The organism is Microtetraspora sp. AC03309 (genome assembly GCF_020826795.1).
GTDB classification, from domain to species: Bacteria; Actinomycetota; Actinomycetes; order Streptosporangiales; family Streptosporangiaceae; genus Microtetraspora; species Microtetraspora glauca.
Window position 1 is genome coordinate 25,785 of the sequence record NZ_JADDIL010000002.1, and the last position, 20,998, is coordinate 46,782.

18 protein-coding genes, 1 tRNA gene and 1 pseudogene are annotated in these 20,998 nt (G+C 70.0%); 16 read left to right on the plus strand and 4 right to left on the minus strand.

Annotated features, from left to right (window positions below; genetic code table 11):
• Window positions 1–89 precede the first annotated feature (89 nt).
• Window positions 90–338: pseudogene (locus IMZ11_RS46595) on the minus strand (Wzz/FepE/Etk N-terminal domain-containing protein); the annotation flags it as partial.
• Between the two features lie 189 nt (window positions 339–527).
• Between IMZ11_RS46595 and IMZ11_RS01090 the strand changes: the two are divergent.
• Window positions 528–1,568 carry a glycosyl hydrolase gene (locus tag IMZ11_RS01090; RefSeq protein ID WP_228636828.1) on the plus strand — a complete coding sequence of 347 codons (1,041 nt, stop codon included), beginning with the start codon at window positions 528–530 and terminating at the stop codon, window positions 1,566–1,568.
• Here IMZ11_RS01090 and IMZ11_RS01095 read toward each other — a convergent pair.
• Both IMZ11_RS01095 and cysC read right to left on the minus strand, forming a co-directional pair.
• Window positions 1,540–2,442: a sulfite exporter TauE/SafE family protein gene (locus tag IMZ11_RS01095; RefSeq protein WP_228636829.1), complete on the minus strand. Its 903-nt coding sequence runs from the start codon at window positions 2,440–2,442 to the stop codon at window positions 1,540–1,542. The two genes, IMZ11_RS01090 and IMZ11_RS01095, sit on opposite strands and share 29 nt — an antisense overlap.
• 57 nt (window positions 2,443–2,499) lie before the next feature.
• The gene (cysC, locus tag IMZ11_RS01100) at window positions 2,500–3,726 is read right to left on the minus strand and encodes an adenylyl-sulfate kinase (protein ID WP_228636830.1); all 1,227 of its coding nucleotides are present in this window, start codon (window positions 3,724–3,726) and stop codon (window positions 2,500–2,502) included.
• 103 nt (window positions 3,727–3,829) lie between these two features.
• Here cysC and IMZ11_RS01105 point away from each other — a divergent pair, with 103 nt between their 5' ends.
• Both IMZ11_RS01105 and IMZ11_RS01110 read left to right on the plus strand, forming a co-directional pair.
• On the plus strand, window positions 3,830–4,351 hold the full coding sequence (locus tag IMZ11_RS01105) for a SigE family RNA polymerase sigma factor (protein WP_228636831.1): 522 nt from the start codon (window positions 3,830–3,832) through the stop codon (window positions 4,349–4,351).
• The gene (locus tag IMZ11_RS01110) at window positions 4,348–5,649 is read left to right on the plus strand and encodes a hypothetical protein (protein WP_228636832.1); all 1,302 of its coding nucleotides are present in this window, start codon (window positions 4,348–4,350) and stop codon (window positions 5,647–5,649) included. The genes IMZ11_RS01105 and IMZ11_RS01110 overlap by 4 nt, the downstream gene beginning before the upstream one ends.
• Before the next feature lie 144 nt (window positions 5,650–5,793).
• Here IMZ11_RS01110 and IMZ11_RS01115 read toward each other — a convergent pair whose 3' ends face one another.
• Window positions 5,794–6,540, minus strand: a complete 747-nt coding sequence (locus tag IMZ11_RS01115) for a bifunctional 2-polyprenyl-6-hydroxyphenol methylase/3-demethylubiquinol 3-O-methyltransferase UbiG (RefSeq protein WP_228636833.1) — start codon at window positions 6,538–6,540, stop codon at window positions 5,794–5,796.
• 154 nt (window positions 6,541–6,694) lie between these two features.
• Here IMZ11_RS01115 and mfd point away from each other — a divergent pair, with 154 nt between their 5' ends.
• From mfd to IMZ11_RS01180, 13 genes are all read left to right on the plus strand, one after another.
• Window positions 6,695–10,180, plus strand: coding sequence for a transcription-repair coupling factor (mfd, locus tag IMZ11_RS01120; RefSeq protein WP_228636834.1), 3,486 nt, complete (start codon window positions 6,695–6,697; stop codon window positions 10,178–10,180).
• Window positions 10,181–10,239: 59 nt separating this feature from the next.
• Window positions 10,240–10,845 carry a hypothetical protein gene (locus tag IMZ11_RS01125; protein WP_228636835.1) on the plus strand — a complete coding sequence of 202 codons (606 nt, stop codon included), beginning with the start codon at window positions 10,240–10,242 and terminating at the stop codon, window positions 10,843–10,845.
• Between the two features lie 18 nt (window positions 10,846–10,863).
• Window positions 10,864–11,823 carry a MazG family protein gene (locus tag IMZ11_RS01130; protein WP_228636836.1) on the plus strand — a complete coding sequence of 320 codons (960 nt, stop codon included), beginning with the start codon at window positions 10,864–10,866 and terminating at the stop codon, window positions 11,821–11,823.
• An 88-nt stretch (window positions 11,824–11,911) separates the two neighbouring features.
• Window positions 11,912–13,192, plus strand: coding sequence for a phosphopyruvate hydratase (gene eno, locus IMZ11_RS01135; RefSeq protein WP_061258229.1), 1,281 nt, complete (start codon window positions 11,912–11,914; stop codon window positions 13,190–13,192).
• Between the two features lie 43 nt (window positions 13,193–13,235).
• Window positions 13,236–13,634 (plus strand): septum formation initiator family protein, encoded by a 399-nt coding sequence (locus tag IMZ11_RS01140; RefSeq protein WP_228636837.1) that lies wholly within the window; start codon window positions 13,236–13,238, stop codon window positions 13,632–13,634.
• Between the two features lie 12 nt (window positions 13,635–13,646).
• Window positions 13,647–14,162: a DUF501 domain-containing protein gene (locus IMZ11_RS01145; protein ID WP_061258231.1), complete on the plus strand. Its 516-nt coding sequence runs from the start codon at window positions 13,647–13,649 to the stop codon at window positions 14,160–14,162.
• The gene (locus tag IMZ11_RS01150) at window positions 14,159–15,118 is read left to right on the plus strand and encodes a Ppx/GppA phosphatase family protein (protein WP_228636838.1); all 960 of its coding nucleotides are present in this window, start codon (window positions 14,159–14,161) and stop codon (window positions 15,116–15,118) included. The genes IMZ11_RS01145 and IMZ11_RS01150 overlap by 4 nt, the downstream gene beginning before the upstream one ends.
• Window positions 15,119–15,190: 72 nt before the next feature.
• A complete protein-coding gene (locus IMZ11_RS01155; protein WP_061258233.1) occupies window positions 15,191–15,520 on the plus strand; it encodes a PadR family transcriptional regulator in 330 nt (109 codons plus the stop codon).
• Window positions 15,517–16,536, plus strand: a complete 1,020-nt coding sequence (locus tag IMZ11_RS01160; RefSeq protein ID WP_228636839.1) for a hypothetical protein — start codon at window positions 15,517–15,519, stop codon at window positions 16,534–16,536. The genes IMZ11_RS01155 and IMZ11_RS01160 overlap by 4 nt, the downstream gene beginning before the upstream one ends.
• Window positions 16,537–16,585: 49 nt before the next feature.
• The gene (locus IMZ11_RS01165) at window positions 16,586–17,380 is read left to right on the plus strand and encodes a uracil-DNA glycosylase (protein ID WP_228636840.1); all 795 of its coding nucleotides are present in this window, start codon (window positions 16,586–16,588) and stop codon (window positions 17,378–17,380) included.
• A gap of 151 nt (window positions 17,381–17,531) precedes the next feature.
• Entirely contained in the window at window positions 17,532–18,899 is a 1,368-nt protein-coding gene (locus IMZ11_RS01170) for an NAD(P)/FAD-dependent oxidoreductase (protein WP_228636841.1), read from the plus strand.
• Window positions 18,900–19,030: 131 nt separating this feature from the next.
• Window positions 19,031–19,103: transfer RNA gene (locus IMZ11_RS01175), tRNA-Leu, on the plus strand.
• A gap of 1,055 nt (window positions 19,104–20,158) precedes the next feature.
• The gene (locus IMZ11_RS01180) at window positions 20,159–20,881 is read left to right on the plus strand and encodes a collagen-like protein (RefSeq protein ID WP_228636842.1); all 723 of its coding nucleotides are present in this window, start codon (window positions 20,159–20,161) and stop codon (window positions 20,879–20,881) included.
• Window positions 20,882–20,998 lie beyond the last annotated feature (117 nt).

A 20,998-nucleotide genomic window follows, 5' to 3' on the forward strand; every position in this document is an offset into this window, starting at 1 on the left:
GTGACCTGTTCCCGCAATTCCTCCGAATCGGGCTTTTTCAAAATTTCAGCGGCTTTGGAGGCAACTGTCGCAGAGTGGGCGATTTGCGCTTCTGTATCAAGATTGAGGGGTTCGCGCTGGCGCGAGGTCACCTGGTTGACCTGATCCTGAACGCCGGTCGGCAGAACCTGTACCTGTGCCACGGACGCGTATTCCTTGGGGGTCACCACCAGCAGCGCGACACCGCCCGCGACACCCATGAACAGGCATGACGCGACGAGCAGCCGACGGCGGCGGAGAACCGACCCGTAGTCGGCGAGATCCCTGCTGTACGGCGGTGGAAAAGAAGATCTCACCATGCCCCCGAACTATAGGCGCGGTTGTGCTTTTCCCCATCGGATATTGAAAGATTTTCTTCCTCCGAATCGCCGCGCAATAGCGATCATTAATACGAAATATCCGATGGCGCGATATCACAAAGTTCCCCTCGATCTTCCCTCGAGTAATGGCAAGGTGGCCCCCAAGGTCGTTCAAGCGAAGGGGGAAAGGTGCGGCGAACAGCGCTGATCGGGCTGGCGGCACTGCTGGTGGGGTGCTCGGCCGCGCCGAGCACCCCGGTGCAGGGCGTACGGACCGACCTCGACAGCAGGATGGGCACGCGTGGCGCGATGTCCTGCACGGTCACCGCCAAGCTCATCCCGACCTGCGGGGCGTGGTGGGGCATCGCCCCCGACATCTTCACAGGACGGCGCGTGGACGCCGCCACGGTGCGCGCCGAGCGGCGGATGGGCCGCAGGGCCGACATCGTGCACGTCTATCACCGGGGCGGGGAACTGTTCCCCACGCCCGCGGAGCGGCAGATCGCCCAGGGGCGGCGGCTGCTACTGATCAACTGGAAGCCGTCCATGACCGCGAGCTGGGCGGAGGTCGCGAGCGGTGTGGTCGACCACCGGATCGACATCCTCGCGGCGTACATCAAGCGGACCTTTCCCGGCCGGTTCTTCCTCACGATCCACCACGAGCCGGAGAACGACGTCCGGCTGGACGGCGGCTACTCCGCCGAGGACTACGTCGCGATGTTCCGCCACGTGGTCACCCGGCTGCGGAGCAGGGGAGTGGCCAACGCCGTCACCGTCATGACGTACATGGGCGCGCCCAACTGGGCCACCAAGCCGTGGTTCGACAAGCTCTATCCCGGCGACGACGTGGTCGACTGGGTGGGTCTGGACCCGTACGCAGACACGCGGGTGCACGACTTCGCGAGCCTGGTCAACAAGACCAGGCCCGACCATCCGCAGTGGCCGGGTTTCTACCGGTGGATGCAGTCGCGCTTCCCGGGAAAGCCGATCATGCTCTCCGAGTGGGGTGCCTTCGAGCGCCCGGGCATGCCGCAGTTCAAGCCGCAGTTCTACGCCTCGGTCGGCCGGCAGATCAGCGAGTTCCCGCAGATCAAGGCCCTGGTGTACTTCGACTCCCCGGCGGCGCCACGCGGCGACACGCGGTTCGACTCCACCATGGCGGCGGACAGGGCGTTCTCCAGTCTGGCGGGCGGTCCTTACTTCAGCGGGACGCAGGTTCCCGTGCGCTGAGCGGCTCCTCCAGTACGACGCGCGCCTTGGCGAACCGCCACGCGAACGCGGCGGCCACGCCGAAGCAGACGACGACCACCAGCAGGGGCACGTTGCCCACGCCGAGAAGCTTGAGCGCCGAGGCGAGGAGCACGACCGCCAGCGCGAGCCGGATCACCTGGTCGGGCGCCCAGGCCGAGATCCGCGACCCCAGATAGACGCCGGGGATCGACCCCAGGAGCAGCGACGCGGTGAGATCGAGCTTGAAGTCGCCGAACAGGATGTGGCCCACGGCCGCCGAGGCGACCAGCGGGACCGCCTGGACGAGGTCGGTGCCGACGAGCTGGTTGGCCCGCAGGGTCGGATAGACCATGACCAGCGCGACGACGATGAGGGAGCCGGACCCGACCGACGTCACGCCCACGACCAGGCCGCCGACCATACCGATCAGTACAGTCGGCATTGGGCGCACGTCGACGTGCCGCGCGGAGAGCGCGCCCGCCCCCTGACGCAGGCCGAGGAGTGACTTCGCCAGCAGGCCGGTCAGCGCGAGCAGCAGTGCCACTCCGAGCGCGTACTTGACGGCCTGCTGCATCTGCTCGCCCTCGCCGAACAGCCGGGCGGCGAACACCCCGGCGAACGCCATGGGGACCGAGCCCAGGCAGAGCCAGCCCACCATGCGCAGGTTCACCGTCCCGTTGCGCAGGTGCACCATGCCGCCCACCGGCTTCATGATCGCCGACGCCACGAGATCGCTGGAGACCGCGGCGAGCGGCGGCACGTTGAAGAACAGCATCATCATCGGCGTCATGAGGGCGCCTCCGCCCATGCCGGTCAGCCCGACGATGATCGCCACGAGGAACGAGCCCGTCACCAGGGCCGGATCGATGTCCATCAGTCGTTCATCGCTCCTCGTCCGCGTGGTTCCCCGCCGCGCCGGTTCCGTCCGTGATCACCGGATCCATCCTCCCGATGTGAGCAGATTCAGCACGGCGGAGACCGCCCTGTCCACCGTCATGCCGGTGGTGTCCAGCGTCAGCTCGGCGTCCTCGGGCTCCTCGTACGGGTCCGAGACGCCGGTGAACTCCGGGATGAGCCCCGCGCGGGCCTTGGCGTACAGGCCCTTGCGGTCGCGGCGCTCGCACTCCTCCAGCGGCGTGGAGATGTGGACGAGGAGGAAGTCCGCGCCCACCTCCTCGGCCATCGCGCGCACCTCGTCCCGGGTCTCGGCGTACGGCGCGATGGGCGCGCAGATGGCGAGGCCGCCGTGCCTCGCCACCTCGGCGGCGACGAAGCCGATCCGCCGGATGTTGTGGTCGCGGTCCTCGCGGGAGAAGGTCAGCCCGGCGGACAGGAGCCGGCGGACGACGTCGCCGTCCAGGTAGGTGACGGTGCGGCCGCCCCGCTCCAGCAGGGCGTCCCGCAGCCCGCGGGCGATCGTGGACTTGCCGGAGCCGGACAGGCCGGTGAAGAACACCACGAGCCCGCGGCGGTGCGGCGGCCCGGGGATGACGACGGGCGCCGGGCCCGCGTAGTGCTCGGTCGCGCCGTAGTTGCGCGCCACGTGCTCGCGCAGCTCCAGGTCGATCTCGGGGTCCTCGCGCGGCGCCAGCGGCACGGCGACGACGGACGAGCCGGGCAGTGCGGCGGACGCCTTGAGCGCGGCCCGCACCACGGCGGGGCCGCTCTCCCCGAACACGAGGGGGAGCAGCAGGATGCCGGCCTCCAGTTCCTCGGCGGTCGCCGTGATGTCGTCGAGCGTGGCGGAGTCCAGGGGCCCCCGCATGGTGACCGCGAGGGTCTCGCCGTCAGGCAGTTCCTTGCGCACGTCCTCGGGGGTACGGCGCAGCCGGGCGAACGGCCCGTACGCGGGGGCGTCGAGCGCCTCGACCGGACCGGCGGCGTGGTGGCCGTCCCGCTCGCGCACGGTCATGACGGCGACGGACGCGCCCTCGGGGTCCTTGAGCGTGACCTGCTCGCCGGGCCGGATGCTCTCGGGAAGCGCGATGGTGATCGGGTCGGGCCACGATGTGCCGTCGGCGAGCCGTCCGTGGGCGACCACCTCGTCCACGTCGGCCGAGCTGAGGAAGCCGGTGAGCGGCGCGAACGCACCTGAGAGGAGCAGTTCCAGGTCGGCGAGCTCGCGCGCGTCAGGAGTCCATTCAGACATAGCTTCCATTTCCGATCGAATTAGTCGGATACCTACCTTATCCCGCGACCGAGGCATAGCGCAGCCCTCGCCGGGGCGTCCAAGAAGGTGACATTAACCCCTGGAGGTGGTCGTGGACGCCGCAGACGAGCGACGTTTCCGCGAGTTCGTGTCCGAGGCGTCTCCGGCACTGATGAGATTGGGCTTCCTCCTGACAGGAGGAGATCAGCACTCAGCCGAGGATCTGGTGCAGACCGCGCTGGTCAAGGCGCTCGCGATGTGGAGCCGCATCGACGATCCCGAGGCGTACGTCCGCCAGATCATGTACCGGCAGCAGGTCAGCTGGTGGCGGCTGCATCGGCGGTGGAGGGAGACGATCGTCGCGGAGCCGCCGGAACGGGCGGCGGCGGACGACTTCCACCCGGCGGAGCTCAGGCTCGCCCTCCGCCAGGCGCTCGCCCGTCTCACAGCACGCCAGCGGGTTGTTCTGGTGTTGCGCTATCTCGAAGACCTGCCCGAGGGCGAGGTGGCGCGGATCCTGGGCTGCTCGGTCGGGACCGTGCGGAGCACGGCGCACCGGTCGCTCGCCCGGTTGCGCGGGAGCTCGCCGGAGCTCGCCGATTTCCGTCTTACCGCCAGTGAGGTGAGGTCATGACGCCCCGAGTGCTCAAGGAGACCCTGGAGGAGTGGGCGCAGGAGGCGCGCGTCCCGCGTGACCTGGCCGATCGCGCGCTGCGGCGGAGAGGGCGCCGTCGTTTCGCCGCGTTCCTCGCCCCCGCCCTCGCGACCGGGATCGTGGTCCTGGCGGTCATGTTGGTGGTCCCGTGGTTGCGGGCGGCCGGGCCCGCGCCCGTACGGCCGGCGGTGTCGTCCTCTGGGGCGCCGCTGAGGCAGGTGATCCCGCTCCGGCCGGCGGACGATCCTCCGGTCAAGGTGACCTTCGACGAGCGGAGCCGGGGCGGCGTGCTCACGGACACGCGCGACTCCCCGCCGAAGAAGATGATCGCGGCCGGCCGCGTGGGCGTGTCGGCGTACTGGATCTGGCATCCGCGGGCCACCGCCGACGGGGAGACGCTCGACCGCACCTGGTACCTGCTCGACCAGGTCACCCTGAGGTACGAGAAGACGGACTGGGGCTACCTCGACGTGGCGCCTGGCCTGCGGTACGCGGCGGTGCTGGAGAAGGAGCTTCCGGTGCGGCGCATCGGGATCTTCCACATGGAGACCAGGCGGGTGCTGGCCTGGATCCCGGTCGATCAGCCCGTGGCCGCGGTCGCCTGGTCGCCTGACGGTACGCGGCTGGTCGCCACCGCCTACGCCGAGAACCCGGACAGGCGCTCTGACGACTCCGCGCAGTGTCCGCCGAGCGATGGGGGCGGGACGGACACGGCCGGCGCCGTGGCGGGGCCGCGGCGCTGGAGCATGAGGACGAGCCGTACCGGGTTCTACGTCGTCGACGTGGCGACCGCCACGGCGGGGGAGTTCCGGGCCATCGATCCCTGCGTGGTCGACAACATGAACACGCGCAGGGACTTCCGCTGGAGCGATGACGGCACGCTGCTCTACGAGCGGTCCATCGTCCAGGGACAGCCTGACGTCTTCTACGACGTGGAGGGAAACCGGCACGCCGCCCCCGCCGATTACCTGGCGAAGGAGTCGAAGGCGGGCCTCTCGCCGAACGGCCGGCTGCTGGCCGGGAGAGACGGGCTGCCGACCGCGGTGACCGAACGCGCCACCGGAAAGGTGGTCGGCCGCCAGCGCGTGCTCCAGTTGCTCGCCTGGGCCGATGACGACCACCTCGTCGCGCTCGGCTGCGCGGGCACGTGCCGCAACGAGTTCAACAACGGACTGGTGCTGGTGAGCGTCGACGGCGCGAAGACGGTGCAGCTCAGCGCCAACCGGAAGAACACGACGAAGCCCGGATCCTGGGAGCCGGTCTTCACCCTCAGATAGACACCGCAGATAGACACCTCAGATAGACACCGCCTGGAGAGGCCGGATCGCGGGACCGCGCGGGTGGAGCGGCCCGGTCGGGCGAGGCCGGGTGGCGCCGGTTCGGGTGACCCCGATCAGATGAGCCGGTTCCGGCGGGCCGGGTCAGATCAGGCGGGCGAAGTGGCTCTGCGGCTTGCGGATGACCAGGATGATCTCGTCGTGACCGGCGGGCAGGCGTCCTCCGGAGAGCTTGCCCACCATCCCGCACACCGTCTCCACCAGACCCGCCCGCGGCCCGCGGCATGCGGGGCCACTCGTCCGGGTGTAGTCCTCGGCGATCATCAGGCCCCGCATGAGGCAGTACGCGTGGATGCCCTCGCGCGAGCTGACCGGCTCGTATACGGCGGGCAGCGGGCCCACGGTCCCGGCGGGGACGAACTGCTTCCACATCATCCGGCGCAGCCACGACGGCAGCACCCGGTCGCAGAAGCCGTAGGCCGAGCTCCTGTCCCTGAGCCGGATCAGCATCAGCCCACCGGGACGCAGCCCGGCCGCCATGCGGTCCAGCACGATCTCGGCGTTGCGGATGCGGTCGAGCAGGAAGTCCACGAAGATCACATCGTAGGAGCGCTGGGGGATCGGCACGTGGCGCAGGTCGCCCAGGGTGCACGAGTCCAGGTCGTCGCGCTTGGTGGCGTACGCACGTAGCGCCGGCAGGTCCTCGTCGATCCCGCTGACCCGGGAGCCGAGCCTGTCCATGTTCCCGTCGCCGAAGATCGACGTGCTGGCCCGGCCGCACCCGGCGACGAGGATGTCGAGCTTGCGGCCAAGCTGCTCGGTCCACTGCTCGCGGATCTTCTTGCTGAAAACGTCGTCGTGGCCCGCCGACGGCGAACGAACATCGGTCATGTCACCGATAGTAATCAGACATGCTCGCAGCGTTGTGCATCCGGGTCGCGGCAAGCGGTTTGTCCGGGCACGTCGGTGGGCGGGCGTAGCCTTGAGCAATGCCCCCCGGTTCGCACCGACCGGGGGTTTGACCCGTGCCATCGTGGGGCTTTTCATGTCACTTTCCGGCTTGCTCGACCTGGTCGCCGCGGAACCGGCTCTGGCCGCGGCGCTCGACCAGTCCGACCTCGGCGCCGATCTGATCGCGCCCGCCGCGCTGCGGCCACTCGCCGTCGCGGCGCTTTCGCGTGCCCGGCCGGTGCTCGCCGTGACGGCCACGGGCCGGGAGGCCGAGGACCTGGCCGCCGCCCTGACGAGCCTGCTCGACGAGACGTCGGTGGCGGTCTTCCCGGCCTGGGAGACCCTCCCGCACGAGCGGTTGTCGCCGCGCAGCGACACCGTCGGCCAGCGCCTCGCCGTACTGCGCCGCTTGGCCCACCCGGTGCAGGGCGACCCGAGTGCCGGGCCGTTGCGCGTCGTCGTGGCGCCGGTCCGTTCCCTGTTGCAGCCGATCGTGTCCGGGCTCGGCGACCTGTCGCCGGTACGGCTGCGCGCGGGTGAGGACGCCGAGCTCGACGAGGTCGTGGCCAGGCTCGTGGAGAACGGCTACCACCGCGTCGACATGGTGGAGAAGCGCGGCGAGGTCGCCGTGCGCGGCGGCCTGCTCGACGTCTTCCCCCCGACCGAGGAGCACCCGCTCCGGCTGGAGTTCTGGGGCGACACGGTCGAGGAGATCCGCTGGTTCAGGGTGGCCGACCAGCGCTCCCTGGAGGTGGCGCAGGACGGCGTGTTCGCCCCGCCGTGCCGCGAGTTGCTCCTCACCTCCGACGTACGGCAGCGCGCCCGCGAGCTGGCGGACGAGCATCCGGCGCTGAAGGACGTCCTCGACCAGCTGGCCGAGGGAGTGCCGGTCGAGGGCATGGAGGCGTTCGCCCCGGTGCTGGCCGGTGGCATGGACCTCCTCGTCGACCACATGCCGGTCAGGTCGGCGGTGTTCGTCTGCGATCCCGAGCGCATCCGGGGCCGGGCCGTCGAGCTGGTCCACACCAGCCAGGAGTTCCTCGAGGCGTCCTGGATCACCGCGGCGGCCGGCGGCGAGGCACCGATCGACCTCGCGGCGGCCGCCTTCCGCACGCTCGAGGAGATCCAGGAGCACGCCAGGGAGCTGGGACAGCCGTGGTGGAGCATCGCTCCGTTCGGGGACGGCGTGGAGGTCGGCGCGCAGGACGTCGAGGCGTACCGCGGCGACACCCAGCGCGCGCTGGCCGACATCAAGGGGTGGCTGGGCGCCGGCAAGGCCGTGGTGCTCCTCAGCGAGGGGCACGGCCCGGCCGAGCGCATGGTCGAGTTGCTCAAGGGTGTGGACGTGGCGGCACGCCTGGTGCCCTCCCTTGACGCCCCGCCCGTCCGCGACGTCGTCCAGGTCACGACCGGCCGGGTCGAGCACGGGTTCGTGACGGACGCGGTGGCCGTGCTGACCCACCTGGACCTGGTCGGCCAGAAGGCCTCGACCAAGGACATGCGGCGGCTCCCGTCGCGCCGGCGCAACATGGTGGACCCGCTCCAGCTCAAGGTCGGCGACCACGTGGTGCACGAGCAGCACGGCGTCGGCCGCTATGTCGAGATGGTCCAGCGGACGATCCAGGGCGCCACCCGCGAGTACCTCGTGATCGAGTACGCCAAGGGCGACCGGCTCTACGTCCCGACCGACCAGCTCGACGAGGTCACCAGGTACGTCGGCGGCGAGTCCCCGACCCTGAACCGCATGGGCGGCGCCGACTGGGCCAAGGCCAAGACCAAGGCCAGGAAGGCCGTTAAGGAGATCGCGGGCGAGCTGATCCGCCTCTACTCCGCCCGGATGGCCTCGCCCGGCCACGCCTTCGCCGCCGACAGCCCGTGGCAGCGCGAGATGGAGGACGCCTTCCCCTACGCCGAGACCGGCGACCAGCTTGAGGCGATCGACGAGGTCAAGCGCGACATGGAGCGCCCGGTCCCGATGGACCGGCTGATCTGCGGCGACGTCGGCTACGGCAAGACCGAGATCGCGGTGCGCGCGGCGTTCAAGGCCGTGCAGGACGGCAAGCAGGTCGCGGTGCTGGTCCCGACGACGCTGCTCGTCCAGCAGCACCTGTCCACCTTCGGCGAGCGTTTCGCGAGCTTCCCCGTCACGGTGAAGCCCGTCTCCCGCTTCCAGACCGACGGCGAGGTCAAGGAGACCATCGAAGGTCTCAAGGTCGGTGGCGTCGACGTGGTGATCGGCACCCACCGGCTGCTCTCCCCGGAGGTCAGGTTCAAGGACCTGGGCCTGATCATCGTGGACGAGGAGCAGCGGTTCGGCGTCGAGCACAAGGAGGCGATGAAGCACATGCGGACGCAGGTGGACGTGCTCGCCATGTCCGCCACGCCGATCCCGCGGACCCTGGAGATGGGGCTCACCGGCATCCGCGAGATGTCCACGATCCTCACCCCGCCGGAGGAACGGCACCCGATCCTGACGTTCGTCGGGCCGTACGACGAGAAGCAGATCGCGGCGGCGATCCGGCGTGAGCTGATGCGCGACGGCCAGACGTTCTTCGTGCACAACCGGGTGCGCAGCATCGACAAGGTGGCCGCGCGGCTGCACGAGCTGGTCCCCGAGGCGCGCGTCGCGGTGGCCCACGGCCAGATGAACGAGCAGCAGCTCGAAAAGATCATGGTGGACTTCTGGGAGCGCAACTTCGACGTCCTCGTCTGCACCACGATCGTCGAGTCCGGTCTGGACGTGCCCAACGCCAACACGCTGATCGTGGACCGGGCGGACAACTACGGCCTGTCGCAGCTCCACCAGCTCCGCGGCCGGGTGGGCCGGGGCCGCGAGCGCGGCTACGCCTACTTCCTCTATCCGCCGGAGTCACCGCTGACCGAGACCGCCCATGAGCGGCTGGCCACGATCGCCCAGCACACCGAGATGGGCGCCGGCATGTACGTCGCGATGAAGGACCTGGAGATCCGGGGCGCGGGCAACATCCTCGGCGCGGAGCAGTCCGGTTTCATCGCCGGCGTCGGGTTCGACCTGTACGTCCGGATGATGGCCGAGGCCGTGCAGGAGCAGAAGTCCAAGCTCTCCGGCCAGGCCGAGGTGGAGGAGCGCCCGGACGTCAAGGTGGAGCTGCCGATCAACGCGCATGTGCCGCACGGCTACGTGACGTCCGAGCGGCTGCGCCTTGAGGCGTACAAGCGGATCGCCGCGATCGGCTCCGAGGACGACATCGCCGCCGTGCGCGACGAGCTCACCGACCGGTACGGCCGCCCGCCGCAGGAGGTCGACAACCTGCTGGAGGTGGCCCGCTTCCGGATCCGGGCGCGCAAGGCCGGGCTCACCGACGTCACCCTGCAGGGCCAGCAGATCAGGTTCGCCCCGGTGGTCCTGAAGGACTCCCAGCAGGTACGGCTCCAGCGCCTCTATCCGAAGTCGATCGTCAAGCAGGCGACGGAGACCCTGCTGGTCTCGGTGCCCAAGACCAAGCCGATCGGCGGGCAGCCGCTGCGGGATCTGGACCTGCTCAAATGGTGCGGTGACCTGGTCGAGGCCATGTTCCTCGAGCCCCTGCGGGTACAGTGACCCGCGGATCTGTGAAAATCGGCACAATTGCCTGACCTGCGTCGTCGGAGGGATCGTTCGTGAAGTCGTATCGAGTGCGGGTCGCCGTGGCCGCCGGGCTGGCGGTCGCCGGTCTCGCGTTGAGCGCCTGCGGGCCCGTCCAGGCCGGTGCCGCAGCCATCGTGGGCAAGGAGCGCATCTCCTCCAGTGATCTGGACGCGAAGGTCCGCGAGTTCCGCGCCGACCTGGCCTCCCGCAAGATGGCGGAGGACCAGCTCAACCTGAGCATGTCGGTTCCGCAGCTCATCCTGTACAACACGGCCAACGCGCGGCAGTACGCCGAGCTCGCGCGGCGCAAGGGCGTCACCGTCGCCGAGAGCGAGATCGACGGCTTCGTCGCCGCGCGCGGCGGCCAGGCGAAGGTCGACGAGATGCTGCTGTCCGGCGGCATCCCGCGCTCCATGGGCCGGGACACCATCCGGGCGGTTCTCGTCCAGCAGAAGCTGATGGTCCAGCAGGGCGCGGGCAACGACGAGCAGAGCCAGCAGGCCGCGCTGGTCAAGGTCGGCCAGGAGGCCGACGCCACCGTCCCGGTCACCTTCAGCCCGAGGTACGGCAAGTTCGACCCGCAGCAGGGCTTCGTCGCTGACGACCGCTTCGGCGCCGTCGCCGTCGCCGCCCAGTAGGCCGGTGTTCTCCTCGGCATGGCGCTGATCATCCTGACGACGTCGCCCCGGGTCGCCCCGGGGCTGCTGACCGGCCAGGCGTGGGCGGCGCTCGGCCGGCACCCCGTCCGCACCGCCTCGGCCGACCACCCCTACCTGCCCTTCCTCGCCGAGGCGGGGATCGAGGTCGAGACGGTGACGCCCGACCCCGCCGCCCTCGCCCGCGAAGGCCGTACGGACACGATCGTCTGGCTGGCCGCGCAGGACGGCGAGGAGGCGTTCATGCGGGCGCTGGGGCAGGCGGCGATCACTCTTGACGACCCTCCGGTGATCGAGGTGCTCCCCGGGTCCTACGACCTGCCGGGGGCCAGGCTGCTCGATCTCGTCGGGGTCATGGACCGGCTGCGGCGCGAGTGCCCCTGGGATCGCGAGCAGACCCACGAGTCGTTGGTGCCCTACCTCGTCGAGGAGTCCTACGAGGTCCTGGAGACGATCGAGGAGGGCGACCGGGCGGCGCTCCGTGAGGAGCTCGGCGACCTGCTGCTCCAGGTGATGTTCCACTCCCGCGTCGCGCAGGAGCGGCCGCCGGAGGACGACGGGTTCGACATCGACGACGTCGCGGCCGGCATCGTCGAGAAGCTGGTCCGCCGCCACCCCCACGTCTTCGCCAGTACGAGCGTGTCGGGGGCCGACGAGGTCAGCGACAACTGGGAGACCATAAAGGCCGCCGAGCGTGCGGCCAAGGGGGCGCCGGAGTCGGCTGTGGCGGGTGTGCCCATGGGCCAGCCCGCGCTGTCCCTGGCCGCCCAGCTGCTGCGCCGCGCGGAGCGTGCCGGTGCCCCCGCCGAGCTGGCCGGGGATCTTCCCTCCGAGCTCGGCGCGCGCCTCTTCGAGCTCGTACGGCTGGCGGCGGAGCGCGGCCTGGACCCGGAGGCCGAGCTGCGGGCGGCGGCCCGCGCGTACCGCTCCCGGGTGGAGGAGTGGGAGACCCGCGCATGACGGGACGAACAGGGCGGTAGCCGTACCGGGTAGTAGGGGCCGATAGGCTCGTGAGGCAAACTGCCCGCGACTTTGCTAGGAGCGATCCGTGGCTGCCATCGAGGCCGTTACCGCCCGAGAGATCCTGGACTCCCGTGGCAACCCCACGGTCGAGGTCGAAGTCCTGCTCGACGACCACAGCACCGGCCGCGCCGCGGTCCCGAGCGGCGCCTCCACGGGCCAGTTCGAGGCTGTCGAGCTGCGTGACGGCGACAAGAGGCGATACCTCGGCAAGGGCGTCGAGAAGGCCGTCCTCGGCGTGACGGACGAGATCGCCGACGAGATCATCGGCTTCGACGCCGAGGAGCAGCGGCTGATCGACCAGACGATGATCGACTTGGACGCCACGCCCAACAAGGCCAGGCTCGGCGCCAACGCGATCCTCGGCGTCTCGCTCGCCGTGGCGAAGGCCGCGGCCGACAGTGCCGACCTGCCGCTGTTCCGTTACGTCGGCGGCCCGAACGCGCACATCCTGCCCGTGCCGATGATGAACATCCTGAACGGCGGCGCGCACGCCGACACCAACGTCGACATCCAGGAGTTCATGATCGCGCCGATCGGCGCCGAGACGTTCTCCGACGCCGTGCGCATGGGCACCGAGACCTACCACTCGCTCAAGAGCGTGCTGAAGGAGAAGGGCTACGCCACGGGTCTGGGCGACGAGGGCGGTTTCGCGCCGAGCCTCCCGTCCAACCGCGACGCGCTCGACCTGATCCTCGTGGCCATCGAGAAGGCGGGGTACACCCCCGGCGAGGACATCGCCCTCGCGCTCGACGTGGCCGCCTCCGAGTTCCACAAGGACGGCGTCTACACGATCGACGGCAAGGGCCTGTCCGCCGCCGAGCTGATCGCCTTCTACGAGGACCTGGTCCGCTCCTACCCGCTGGTCTCCATCGAGGACCCGCTGAACGAGGAGGACTGGGAGGGCTGGCAGGCCATCACCGCCGCCCTCGGCAACCGGGTCCAGCTCGTCGGCGACGACCTGTTCGTCACCAACCCGGAGCGGCTGGAGCGCGGCATCCGCGACGGCGCGGCGAACGCCCTGCTGGTCAAGGTCAACCAGATCGGCACCCTGTCCGAGACCCTCGACGCGGTCGAGCTCGCCCACCGCAGCGGTTACCGCTGCATGATGAGCCACCGCTCCGGCGAGACGGAGGACACGACGATCGCCGACCTGGCCGTCGCGACCAACTGCGGTCAGATCAAGACCGGGGCGCCGGCCCGTTCCGACCGCGTCGCGAAGTACAACCAGCTCCTGCGCATCGAGGAGCTGCTCGACGACGCCGCCCGTTACGCGGGCCGGGGCGCGTTCCCCCGGTTCCGGGGCTAGTTTGTGACGATGCCCCGCTCGGGCGTTCGGGAGGTGGTTGGAGTTGGCGAAGCGGCCGCAGCTGACGGGACGCGCGGCGATCCTCGCGGTCGTCGTGTGCGCGATCGCGATGAGCCTGGCCTACCCCTTCCGTGAGTACATCGCCCAGCGGCGGCAGATCGCCGAGCTCGAACAGGAGCAGGCACAGGCCCTCCAGCACCTGCGCAATCTCGAGGACCAGCGCAGGAAGCTGGAGGACCCCGATTACATCAAGCAGCTCGCGAAGAAGCGGCTGCACTACTGCGAGCCCGACGCCAAGTGCTACGTCCTGCTCGACGGCAAGGACAAGACGGTCACGGTGAAGGCCGAGGCGAAGAAGTCCGGAACCGCCCCGTGGTACGTGACACTCTGGCAGTCCGTCCAGGCGGCGGACGCGGGCGACGGCCAGAAGGCCGCTTCGTGAAGGAGTTCGAGGGTGGTTGATCCGGCCGATCTGGCGGCCGTACAGGCGCAGCTCGGGCGCCCGCCGCGCGGGGTGCGCGCGGTGGCGCACCGGTGTCCCTGCGGCCTGCCCGACGTGGTGGAGACGTCGCCCCGGCTGCCCGACGGCTCGCCGTTCCCGACGCTGTTCTACCTGACCTGCCCCAGGGCGGCCTCCGCGATCGGCACGCTGGAGTCGTCCGGCCTGATGCGGGAGATGAAGGCCAGGCTGGCCGAGGATCCCGAGCTCGCCGCGGCCTACCGCGCGGCGCACGACGACTACGTCACGCGCCGGGACAAGGCGGCGGAGGAGGACGGCCTCGCGCCCCTGCCGCGGGACATGCAGAGTGCTGGAGGCATGCCGGAGCGGGTCAAGTGCCTGCACGCCCTGGTGGGCCACGAGCTGGCCGTGCCGGGGGCCAACCCGTTCGGGCGGGAGGCGCTGGACGCCCTCCCCGACTGGTGGGCGGACGGGCCCTGCGTGGGGCCGTGCGCGGAGGAGCGGGCATGACCCGGGTCGCCGCGATCGACTGCGGGACGAACTCCGTCCGGCTGCTCATCGCCGACCTCCCGGACGATCCCGAGCGTGGCGAGCCGGTCGACGTCGAGCGCCGCATGGAGATCGTCCGGCTCGGCCAGGGGGTGGACCGCACCGGCAGGCTCGCGCCCGAGGCGCTGGAGCGCACCTTCACGGCCATGCGCGGCTACGCGAAGCTGATCGTGGAGCACGGCGGGGGCGGGCCCGGCGCGCGTCCCACCGACGTCATGCCGGTCCGGGTCGTGGCGACCAGCGCGACGCGGGACGCCTCCAACCGCGAGGAGTTCGTGGCCGGGGTCCGCGAGATCTTCGGCGTCGATCCCGAGGTGGTGACCGGCGCCGAGGAGGCCCGGCTGTCCTTCACCGGCGCGACGCGCGGCCTGGCCGCGCTCGGCCCCGAGGCGCCCTACCTCGTCGTGGACATCGGCGGCGGCTCGACGGAGTTCGTCGTGGGGACGGACACCGTCGACGGCGCGCTGTCGGTGGACATCGGGTGCGTACGGCTGACCGAGCGCCACATCCGCCGGGACCCGCCGGAGGAGCGCGCGGTGGAGGCGACGATCGCCGACATCGAGGCCGCGATGGACCTGGTCGAGGAGGCCGTTCCGGTCCGGGAGGCACGCAGCCTGGTCGGGCTGGCCGGTTCCGTCACCACGGTCGCGGGCATCGCCCTCGGCCTGCCGGAATACGACTCCACGCTGATCCACCACTCGCGGATACCGGCCGGGACGGTGCACGAGGTCTCTGCGCGGCTGCTCGCGTCGACGCACGAGGAGCGCGCCGCCATCGCGGTGATGCATCCGGGCCGGGTCGACGTCATCGCCGCGGGAGCGCTCATCCTGGACCGCATCGTGCGCAGGTACGGCTTCGCCGAGGTCGTCGTCAGCGAGCACGACATCCTCGACGGCATCGCCTGGTCGCTCGTCTGATCGTCCTGTCGCAGGGCCCTCCGTGGGCCCTGCTGTTGCCACTATTGCGCATTGCACAGTACTGTGCGGTGCGTGGACAGTAGCCAGCTACTCAAGGGCGTCCTCGACCTAGCCGTGCTCGCGGTGCTCGACGGCCAGGACAGCTACGGATACGACGTCGTGCGCCGCCTGCGCGAGGCCGGGCTCGACGATGTCGGCGACGCGTCGGTGTACGGCACGCTGCGCCGGTTGTTCAAGGCCGGGGCACTCACCTCCTACGTGGTGGCCTCCGACGAGGGGCCGCACCGCAAGTACTACGGCCTGAACGACGTGGGCCGATCGCTTCTCTCCGACTCGGCGAGGACCTGGACGTCCTTCGCCTCCACCATGGACGGCCTACTCAAGGAGGTTGGTGCGGGATGACCCCCCCGATGGATCCGCACGAGTACGCCCGCGCCGTGCGCGCGGAGCTCGCCGACCTGCCCGCGAAGGACAGGGACGAGCTGATCGAGGATCTCGACGACCATCTGGCCGAGGTGGCGGCCGAATCGGACGTGCCGCTGGAGGAGCGGCTCGGTTCTCCCGCCGCGTACGCGGCCGAGTTGCGGGCCGCCTACGGGGGCCGCCCCGCACGGCCGCGGACCCGCGTCGCCGACCGGGCCGGCGCCCTGGCCGGTACGGCGCACGCCCGGCTGCTGCGGCTCACGCCGTACCGGCAGGTCATCGCCTTCCTGCCGGAGCTGCGGCCGGCCTGGTGGGCGCTGCGGGGGTACGCGCTGGCCCTGGTCGTGCTGTCGGCCGTCGGGCCGGGCGGTGTGATCCCCGGTGACCCGGTGGCCTGGGTGTTCACCCTCATGATGGTCTGGGCCTCCGTCTGGCTCGGGCGGCGGACCGTCGCGGGCTCCCGGGTGGGCTGGAGGCGGATCCCGCTGATCCTGGCCAACGCGGCGGCGGCGTGGGCCGTCCTCGTGGGAATGGCCACCGCGGACCACACAGGGGTGTACGAGAGCTCGACCACGTTCGAGGCGAGCGGGCCCGCGCCGGTGGAGGTCAGGAACGTGGCCACGTTCGACGGCGGCGGTGTCTACAACATCCTCCCGTACGCCGAGGACGGCACTGCCCTGAAGAACGTGCGGCTCTACGACCAGGACGGCAGGCCGCTCGTCCTCGAACCGGAGATGTACGACAAGCGGATCGTCCGGCCCTGCGAGGGGGAGCCGCCGATGGCCAACTCCTATCCGCTGGACCTGCGGGACAAGTACGACGAGAACGGCTTCCCGGTGACCGAGGCCACCTGCGTTCCCGCGAGTCCGGCCGCGTCGGTCACGGCCGAGCCGTCGCAGCAGGGTGAGGAATCGGCCTCCCCTGCAACCTCGCCCTCGGCTGAGCCGTCGGGCTCCCCCGAGCCGTCCGTCCGGCCGTCCCCCGCTCGGCACTGACCAGGGGGAACGGCGGAAGCACGGGTGCGAAGCTGGCACGATCGATGGCATGAGCTTCGTACCTCCCGGATCCGGGTGGCCGGGGGACCCGGCCCGGCCGGATACGCCGGTCGCGCACGACGCCGCCGAGGTCGTACGGCTCGCGGGCGAGAGCCGTACGGTCGCGGAACTGGTCGCCCGCGAGTCGGTGTGCCGGGCCTGCCCGTCGCTGGTGAAGTGGCGGGAAGAGGTCGCCGACGTCAAGAGGAAGTCGTTCGCCGACCAGACCTACTGGGGCCGGCCGGTTCCGGGATGGGGCGACGACGATCCGCGCGTCCTGATCGTCGGGCTGGCCCCGGCCGCCCACGGAGGCAACCGTACGGGCCGGATCTTCACGGGGGACCGCAGCGGCGACTGGTTGTTCGCCTCGCTGTACCGGACCGGGCTGGCCGCGCGGGAGACCAGCACACACGCGGAGGACGGGCAGCGGCTGATCGGGGCGCGGGTGATGGCGGCGGTCCGCTGCGCGCCACCCGCCAACAAGCCGACCCCGCAGGAACGCGACACCTGCTCGCCGTGGCTGGCCCGCGAGTTGGCGCTCGTCGCCGGGTCCACGCGGGTGATCGTGGCCCTGGGCGGGTTCGCGTGGCAGGCGATGTGGCCGGCGCTGCGCGCGGCGGGATACGAGCTGCCGCGCAGCCGGCCGCCGTTCGGTCACGGACGCGAGGTCACCGTCTCCTACGGGTCGCGTCCGGTGCACCTTCTGGGCTGCTACCACCCGAGCCAGCAGAACACCTTTACCGGCCGGGTCACGGCGGAGATGCTGGACGCGGTGTTCTCACAGGCGGCCACCCTGGCCTTGTGAACGCTTTCACGAATGTGAACTCGGTCACGCCCGAAACTTTGCGTCATTTTCCCGAGGGAAGATGGTCCCGATCCACTCAAAATCGGAAATATAGGACAAGTTCTCCAAGGGTGGATTGGTATCGGCCGCGCGGCGTGACGTAGCCTTGTGAATGCTTTCACAAGCGATCTACACACGAAGGGCACCCGTGGTGAACCGCAAGTCAAAGCACATTCTCATCGTCGGCGGTGGATACGTGGGCCTCTACACGGGCCTTCGGCTCCAGCGCAACCTCCGCCGGGAGCTGCGCGAGGGGAGTGTGCGGATCACGCTCATCGACCCCCAGTCGTACATGACCTACCAGCCGTTCCTGCCGGAGGCGGCGGCCGGGAACATCTCTCCCCGTCACGTCGTCGCCCCGCTGCGCAGGGTGCTGCCCAAGGTCCGCATCCTCAACGGCAAGGTCTCCAAGGTTCACCACGAGGCCAGGACGGTGACGTTCGAGCCGGGCACGGGCCAGTCCCGCGAGATCGAGTACGACATCATCGTCATGGCGGCCGGATCCATCTCGCGCACGCTGCCCATCCCGGGCCTGGCGGACGCCGCGATCGGGTTCAAGACCGTCGGTGAGGCCATCGCGCTGCGCAACCGGGTGATCGGGCTGCTCGACCGCGCCGAGTCCAGTGAGGACGAGGAGGTGCGCCGCCGCGCCCTCACCTTCGTCGTGGTCGGCGGCGGTTTCGCGGGCATCGAGGCGCTCGCCGAGCTTGAGGACATGACCGAGGACGCGATCAAGTACTACCCGAGCATCGAGAAGAAGGACCTGCGCTGGGTCCTCATCGAGGCCTCGGACCGGATCCTGCCCGAGGTCGGCCCCGAGATGGGCCAGTGGACCGCCGAGCAGCTCCGCGAGCGCGGCATCGAGCTCAAGATGGAGACGTTCCTCCAGTCGTGCGAGGGCGGCCTGGTCACGACCTCGGACGGCGACGAGTTCGAGTCCGCCACAATCGTGTGGACCGCCGGGGTCAAGTCGGCCCCGGTCGTCAACTCCGGCGACCTGCCGCTCGACGAGCGCGGCCGGGTCAAGACCACCACCCGGCTGACGGTCGCCGCCACCAAGGACGCCTTCGCCGCCGGTGACGTCGCGGGCGTGCCCGACATGACGAACGCGGGCCAGTACTGCGCGCCCAACGCCCAGCACGCCGTACGGCAGTCGAAGGTCCTCGGCGACAACATCACCGCGCACCTGCGCGGCGGACAGCTGAAGGACTACCGGCACAGGTACGCCGGTTCGGTCGCCGGCCTCGGCCTCTACCGGGGTGTCGCCAACGTCTACGGCGTCAAGCTGCGCGGATTCCCCGCATGGTTCATGCACCGGACCTACCACCTGTCCCGGGTTCCCACGATGAACCGGAAGGTCCGCGTGGTGGCCGACTGGACGCTGTCGCTCTTCTTCCGTAGGGAGACGGTGTCGCTCGGCGAGATCGAGCACCCGCGGGACATCTTCAAGGCCGCGGCCGCCTCGACGCGCAAGAAATAGACCCGCTCGCCGTACGGCGCGTACCCCTCGACCGGGGTACGCGCCGTACGACTTTCTGTGTCCGGAAGAAGGAGAAGCGGCGTAAGGTCCAACCAGTTACAGATGAGCGATCCGTGACGTATGATCGCGGCGCCCCCGTAGCCCAATGGCAGAGGCAAGCCCCTTAAAAGGGCTCCGGTGTGGGTTCGAGTCCCACCGGGGGCACCTTAGGCATGCTCGCAAAAACAAACCTGTGACCTGTGGGAATGCGGTGACGGATCGATCGGTACCGTCCGGCCGGCTATGGATGTGACCGAGCGACTACGGAACGTCGTCCCGTTCGCCGTTGTCCGACCGGGCCGAGCCGGGGGCGAGGTCGGCCATTTCAACGACCGGCTCCCCCATCCCTCCGGTAGGGCCGGTCTTCCCAGAGGTTGACGGCGTCTTCGGGTGCAGCATGGCGTCGTGCACGAGGGTGAGGGCCGCAACAAGCCGAAACCGCGCGAACCCCGCGAACCCCGCGAACCCTGCGCGCCCTTCCGCGGCTCGCCTTGCTGTGGCGCCGGGCGTCGACGGCCCATTTCGGCACACTCGACAGGTGGAGGGCCGTCCCGCGGGTAAGGGGTTCCACGCAGGTCGGACCCAGATGATTTCGGCGCCCGCCACAGGGAATGGACAATCCCCTCACGGGAAACGCTTTTACGCCCCCGGCGGGTGCCATGTCCGTGGACGGATACATCGATAACAGGACTACCGGCCGACCTTCTGCCGGCGAAAGCGGGCGGGTTCGACCGGGTGGACGGGCTTCACGCGAAACCGGGGTGAGATTCCGAGCGGTGCGAACACGATCCGGCGGGGCGACCCGAGACTACTTGGCAGGGCTGTCGGCCCCCCAACCCGTCAGGAGCCATCCCTTGTTCGTACATCCCCGCTGAGGATCCGCTTCGGTGCCCGTGCCGGTTATATTCCGCCTGAGGTGGCGATTTCCTGACGAGGGGCGAATGCGTCCATGGCGCGGCGTTCGCCGGCGAAAGGCGTAATTGAGAGCCGGGCATCGGTGTTGCAAATGCGGCGCGGGCGATAATCGGTCGAAATGCGGAGCGAATTATCCGTCGCCTTCAAGCAAACGAAAAGCGACCGGAAAGCGTTTCCGGTCGCTGTTTATTTCCGATGGCCCGGGAGATCAGAGGGGAACGGGAATGCTCCCTGATGGGCCGATGGAATCGCACATTGCGCCGGGGAATTCCCGACTCGGATAACACGTCGCAAGAGGAACCAACTTGCTCAAGTCAAGCAACTTCGCCAGGCTGTTCGTGATCGGCACCATCCTGACGGGCAGTGCCATCGCTTTGAACGCGGCCGCCGCCGCTTCCGCGAGCGCCGCGGTGGAAGGCGGCGTTCCCGCCCGTGCGGCCGCCGGTCACCACGTCAGCGTTTTGTTCATCGGCCCGGGCAAGAACCGTAACCGGAACAAGAACAAGAACAGAAACCGGCAGCACCAGCGGGCCAGGCAGCACCAGCACGAGCGTCAGACGCAGCAGATCCGCAACAACGTGAACATCCACGGCGTCCCCGGCGAGCGCGGCCCGCAAGGCCCCGCCGGACCACGAGGCACACAAGGCGAGCAGGGCGCACCCGGCCCGCAGGGACTTCAGGGCGCCCAGGGTGTGCCGGGCCCGCAAGGCGTGCCGGGTCCACAGGGGGTTCAGGGCGTACCGGGTCAGCAGGGCGTGCCCGGAGTCTCCGGATACCAGGTGGTGAACGGGGCTAACGTGACCTGCCCCGCCAACACCCTGGTTTGTCCAGCAGCTGTGGCGACCTGCCCTGCGGGGAAGGTGGTGACCGGCGGCGGCTACGTGTTCTCGGTCGTCGGGCTCAACCCCGCACCTACCTTCTTCAACAACGGGGTGCTCTCGGGCCAGCAGTGGACCGTCCTGGCCACCAACCCGAACCCGGCAGCCGCTGCCGAATATCACGCGCAGGCATTCTGCGCCTCCGCCTGATCTTGCCCATCGGTACGGGGATTCGGGCGGAGGCCCCCGTCACCGGCAGGTCGATCGCGTCGCGCCGGGATGAGGGAGCGCTTCCCGGCGCTACGCCGTCCCGGGGCGGAGGTCTCC

Coding starts and splice junctions, on each gene's coding strand:
- IMZ11_RS01130 (WP_228636836.1), top strand. CDS start 10,864: ATGGCGCTGATCATCCTGACGACGTCGCCCCGGGTCGCCCCGGGGCTG.
- mfd (WP_228636834.1), top strand. CDS start 6,695: ATGTCACTTTCCGGCTTGCTCGACCTGGTCGCCGCGGAACCGGCTCTG.
- IMZ11_RS01150 (WP_228636838.1), top strand. CDS start 14,159: ATGACCCGGGTCGCCGCGATCGACTGCGGGACGAACTCCGTCCGGCTG.
- IMZ11_RS01165 (WP_228636840.1), top strand. CDS start 16,586: ATGAGCTTCGTACCTCCCGGATCCGGGTGGCCGGGGGACCCGGCCCGG.
- IMZ11_RS01160 (WP_228636839.1), top strand. CDS start 15,517: ATGACCCCCCCGATGGATCCGCACGAGTACGCCCGCGCCGTGCGCGCG.
- IMZ11_RS01115 (WP_228636833.1), bottom strand. CDS start 6,540: ATGACCGATGTTCGTTCGCCGTCGGCGGGCCACGACGACGTTTTCAGC.
- IMZ11_RS01095 (WP_228636829.1), bottom strand. CDS start 2,442: ATGGACATCGATCCGGCCCTGGTGACGGGCTCGTTCCTCGTGGCGATC.
- IMZ11_RS01110 (WP_228636832.1), top strand. CDS start 4,348: ATGACGCCCCGAGTGCTCAAGGAGACCCTGGAGGAGTGGGCGCAGGAG.
- cysC (WP_228636830.1), bottom strand. CDS start 3,726: ATGGAAGCTATGTCTGAATGGACTCCTGACGCGCGCGAGCTCGCCGAC.
- IMZ11_RS01170 (WP_228636841.1), top strand. CDS start 17,532: ATGCTTTCACAAGCGATCTACACACGAAGGGCACCCGTGGTGAACCGC.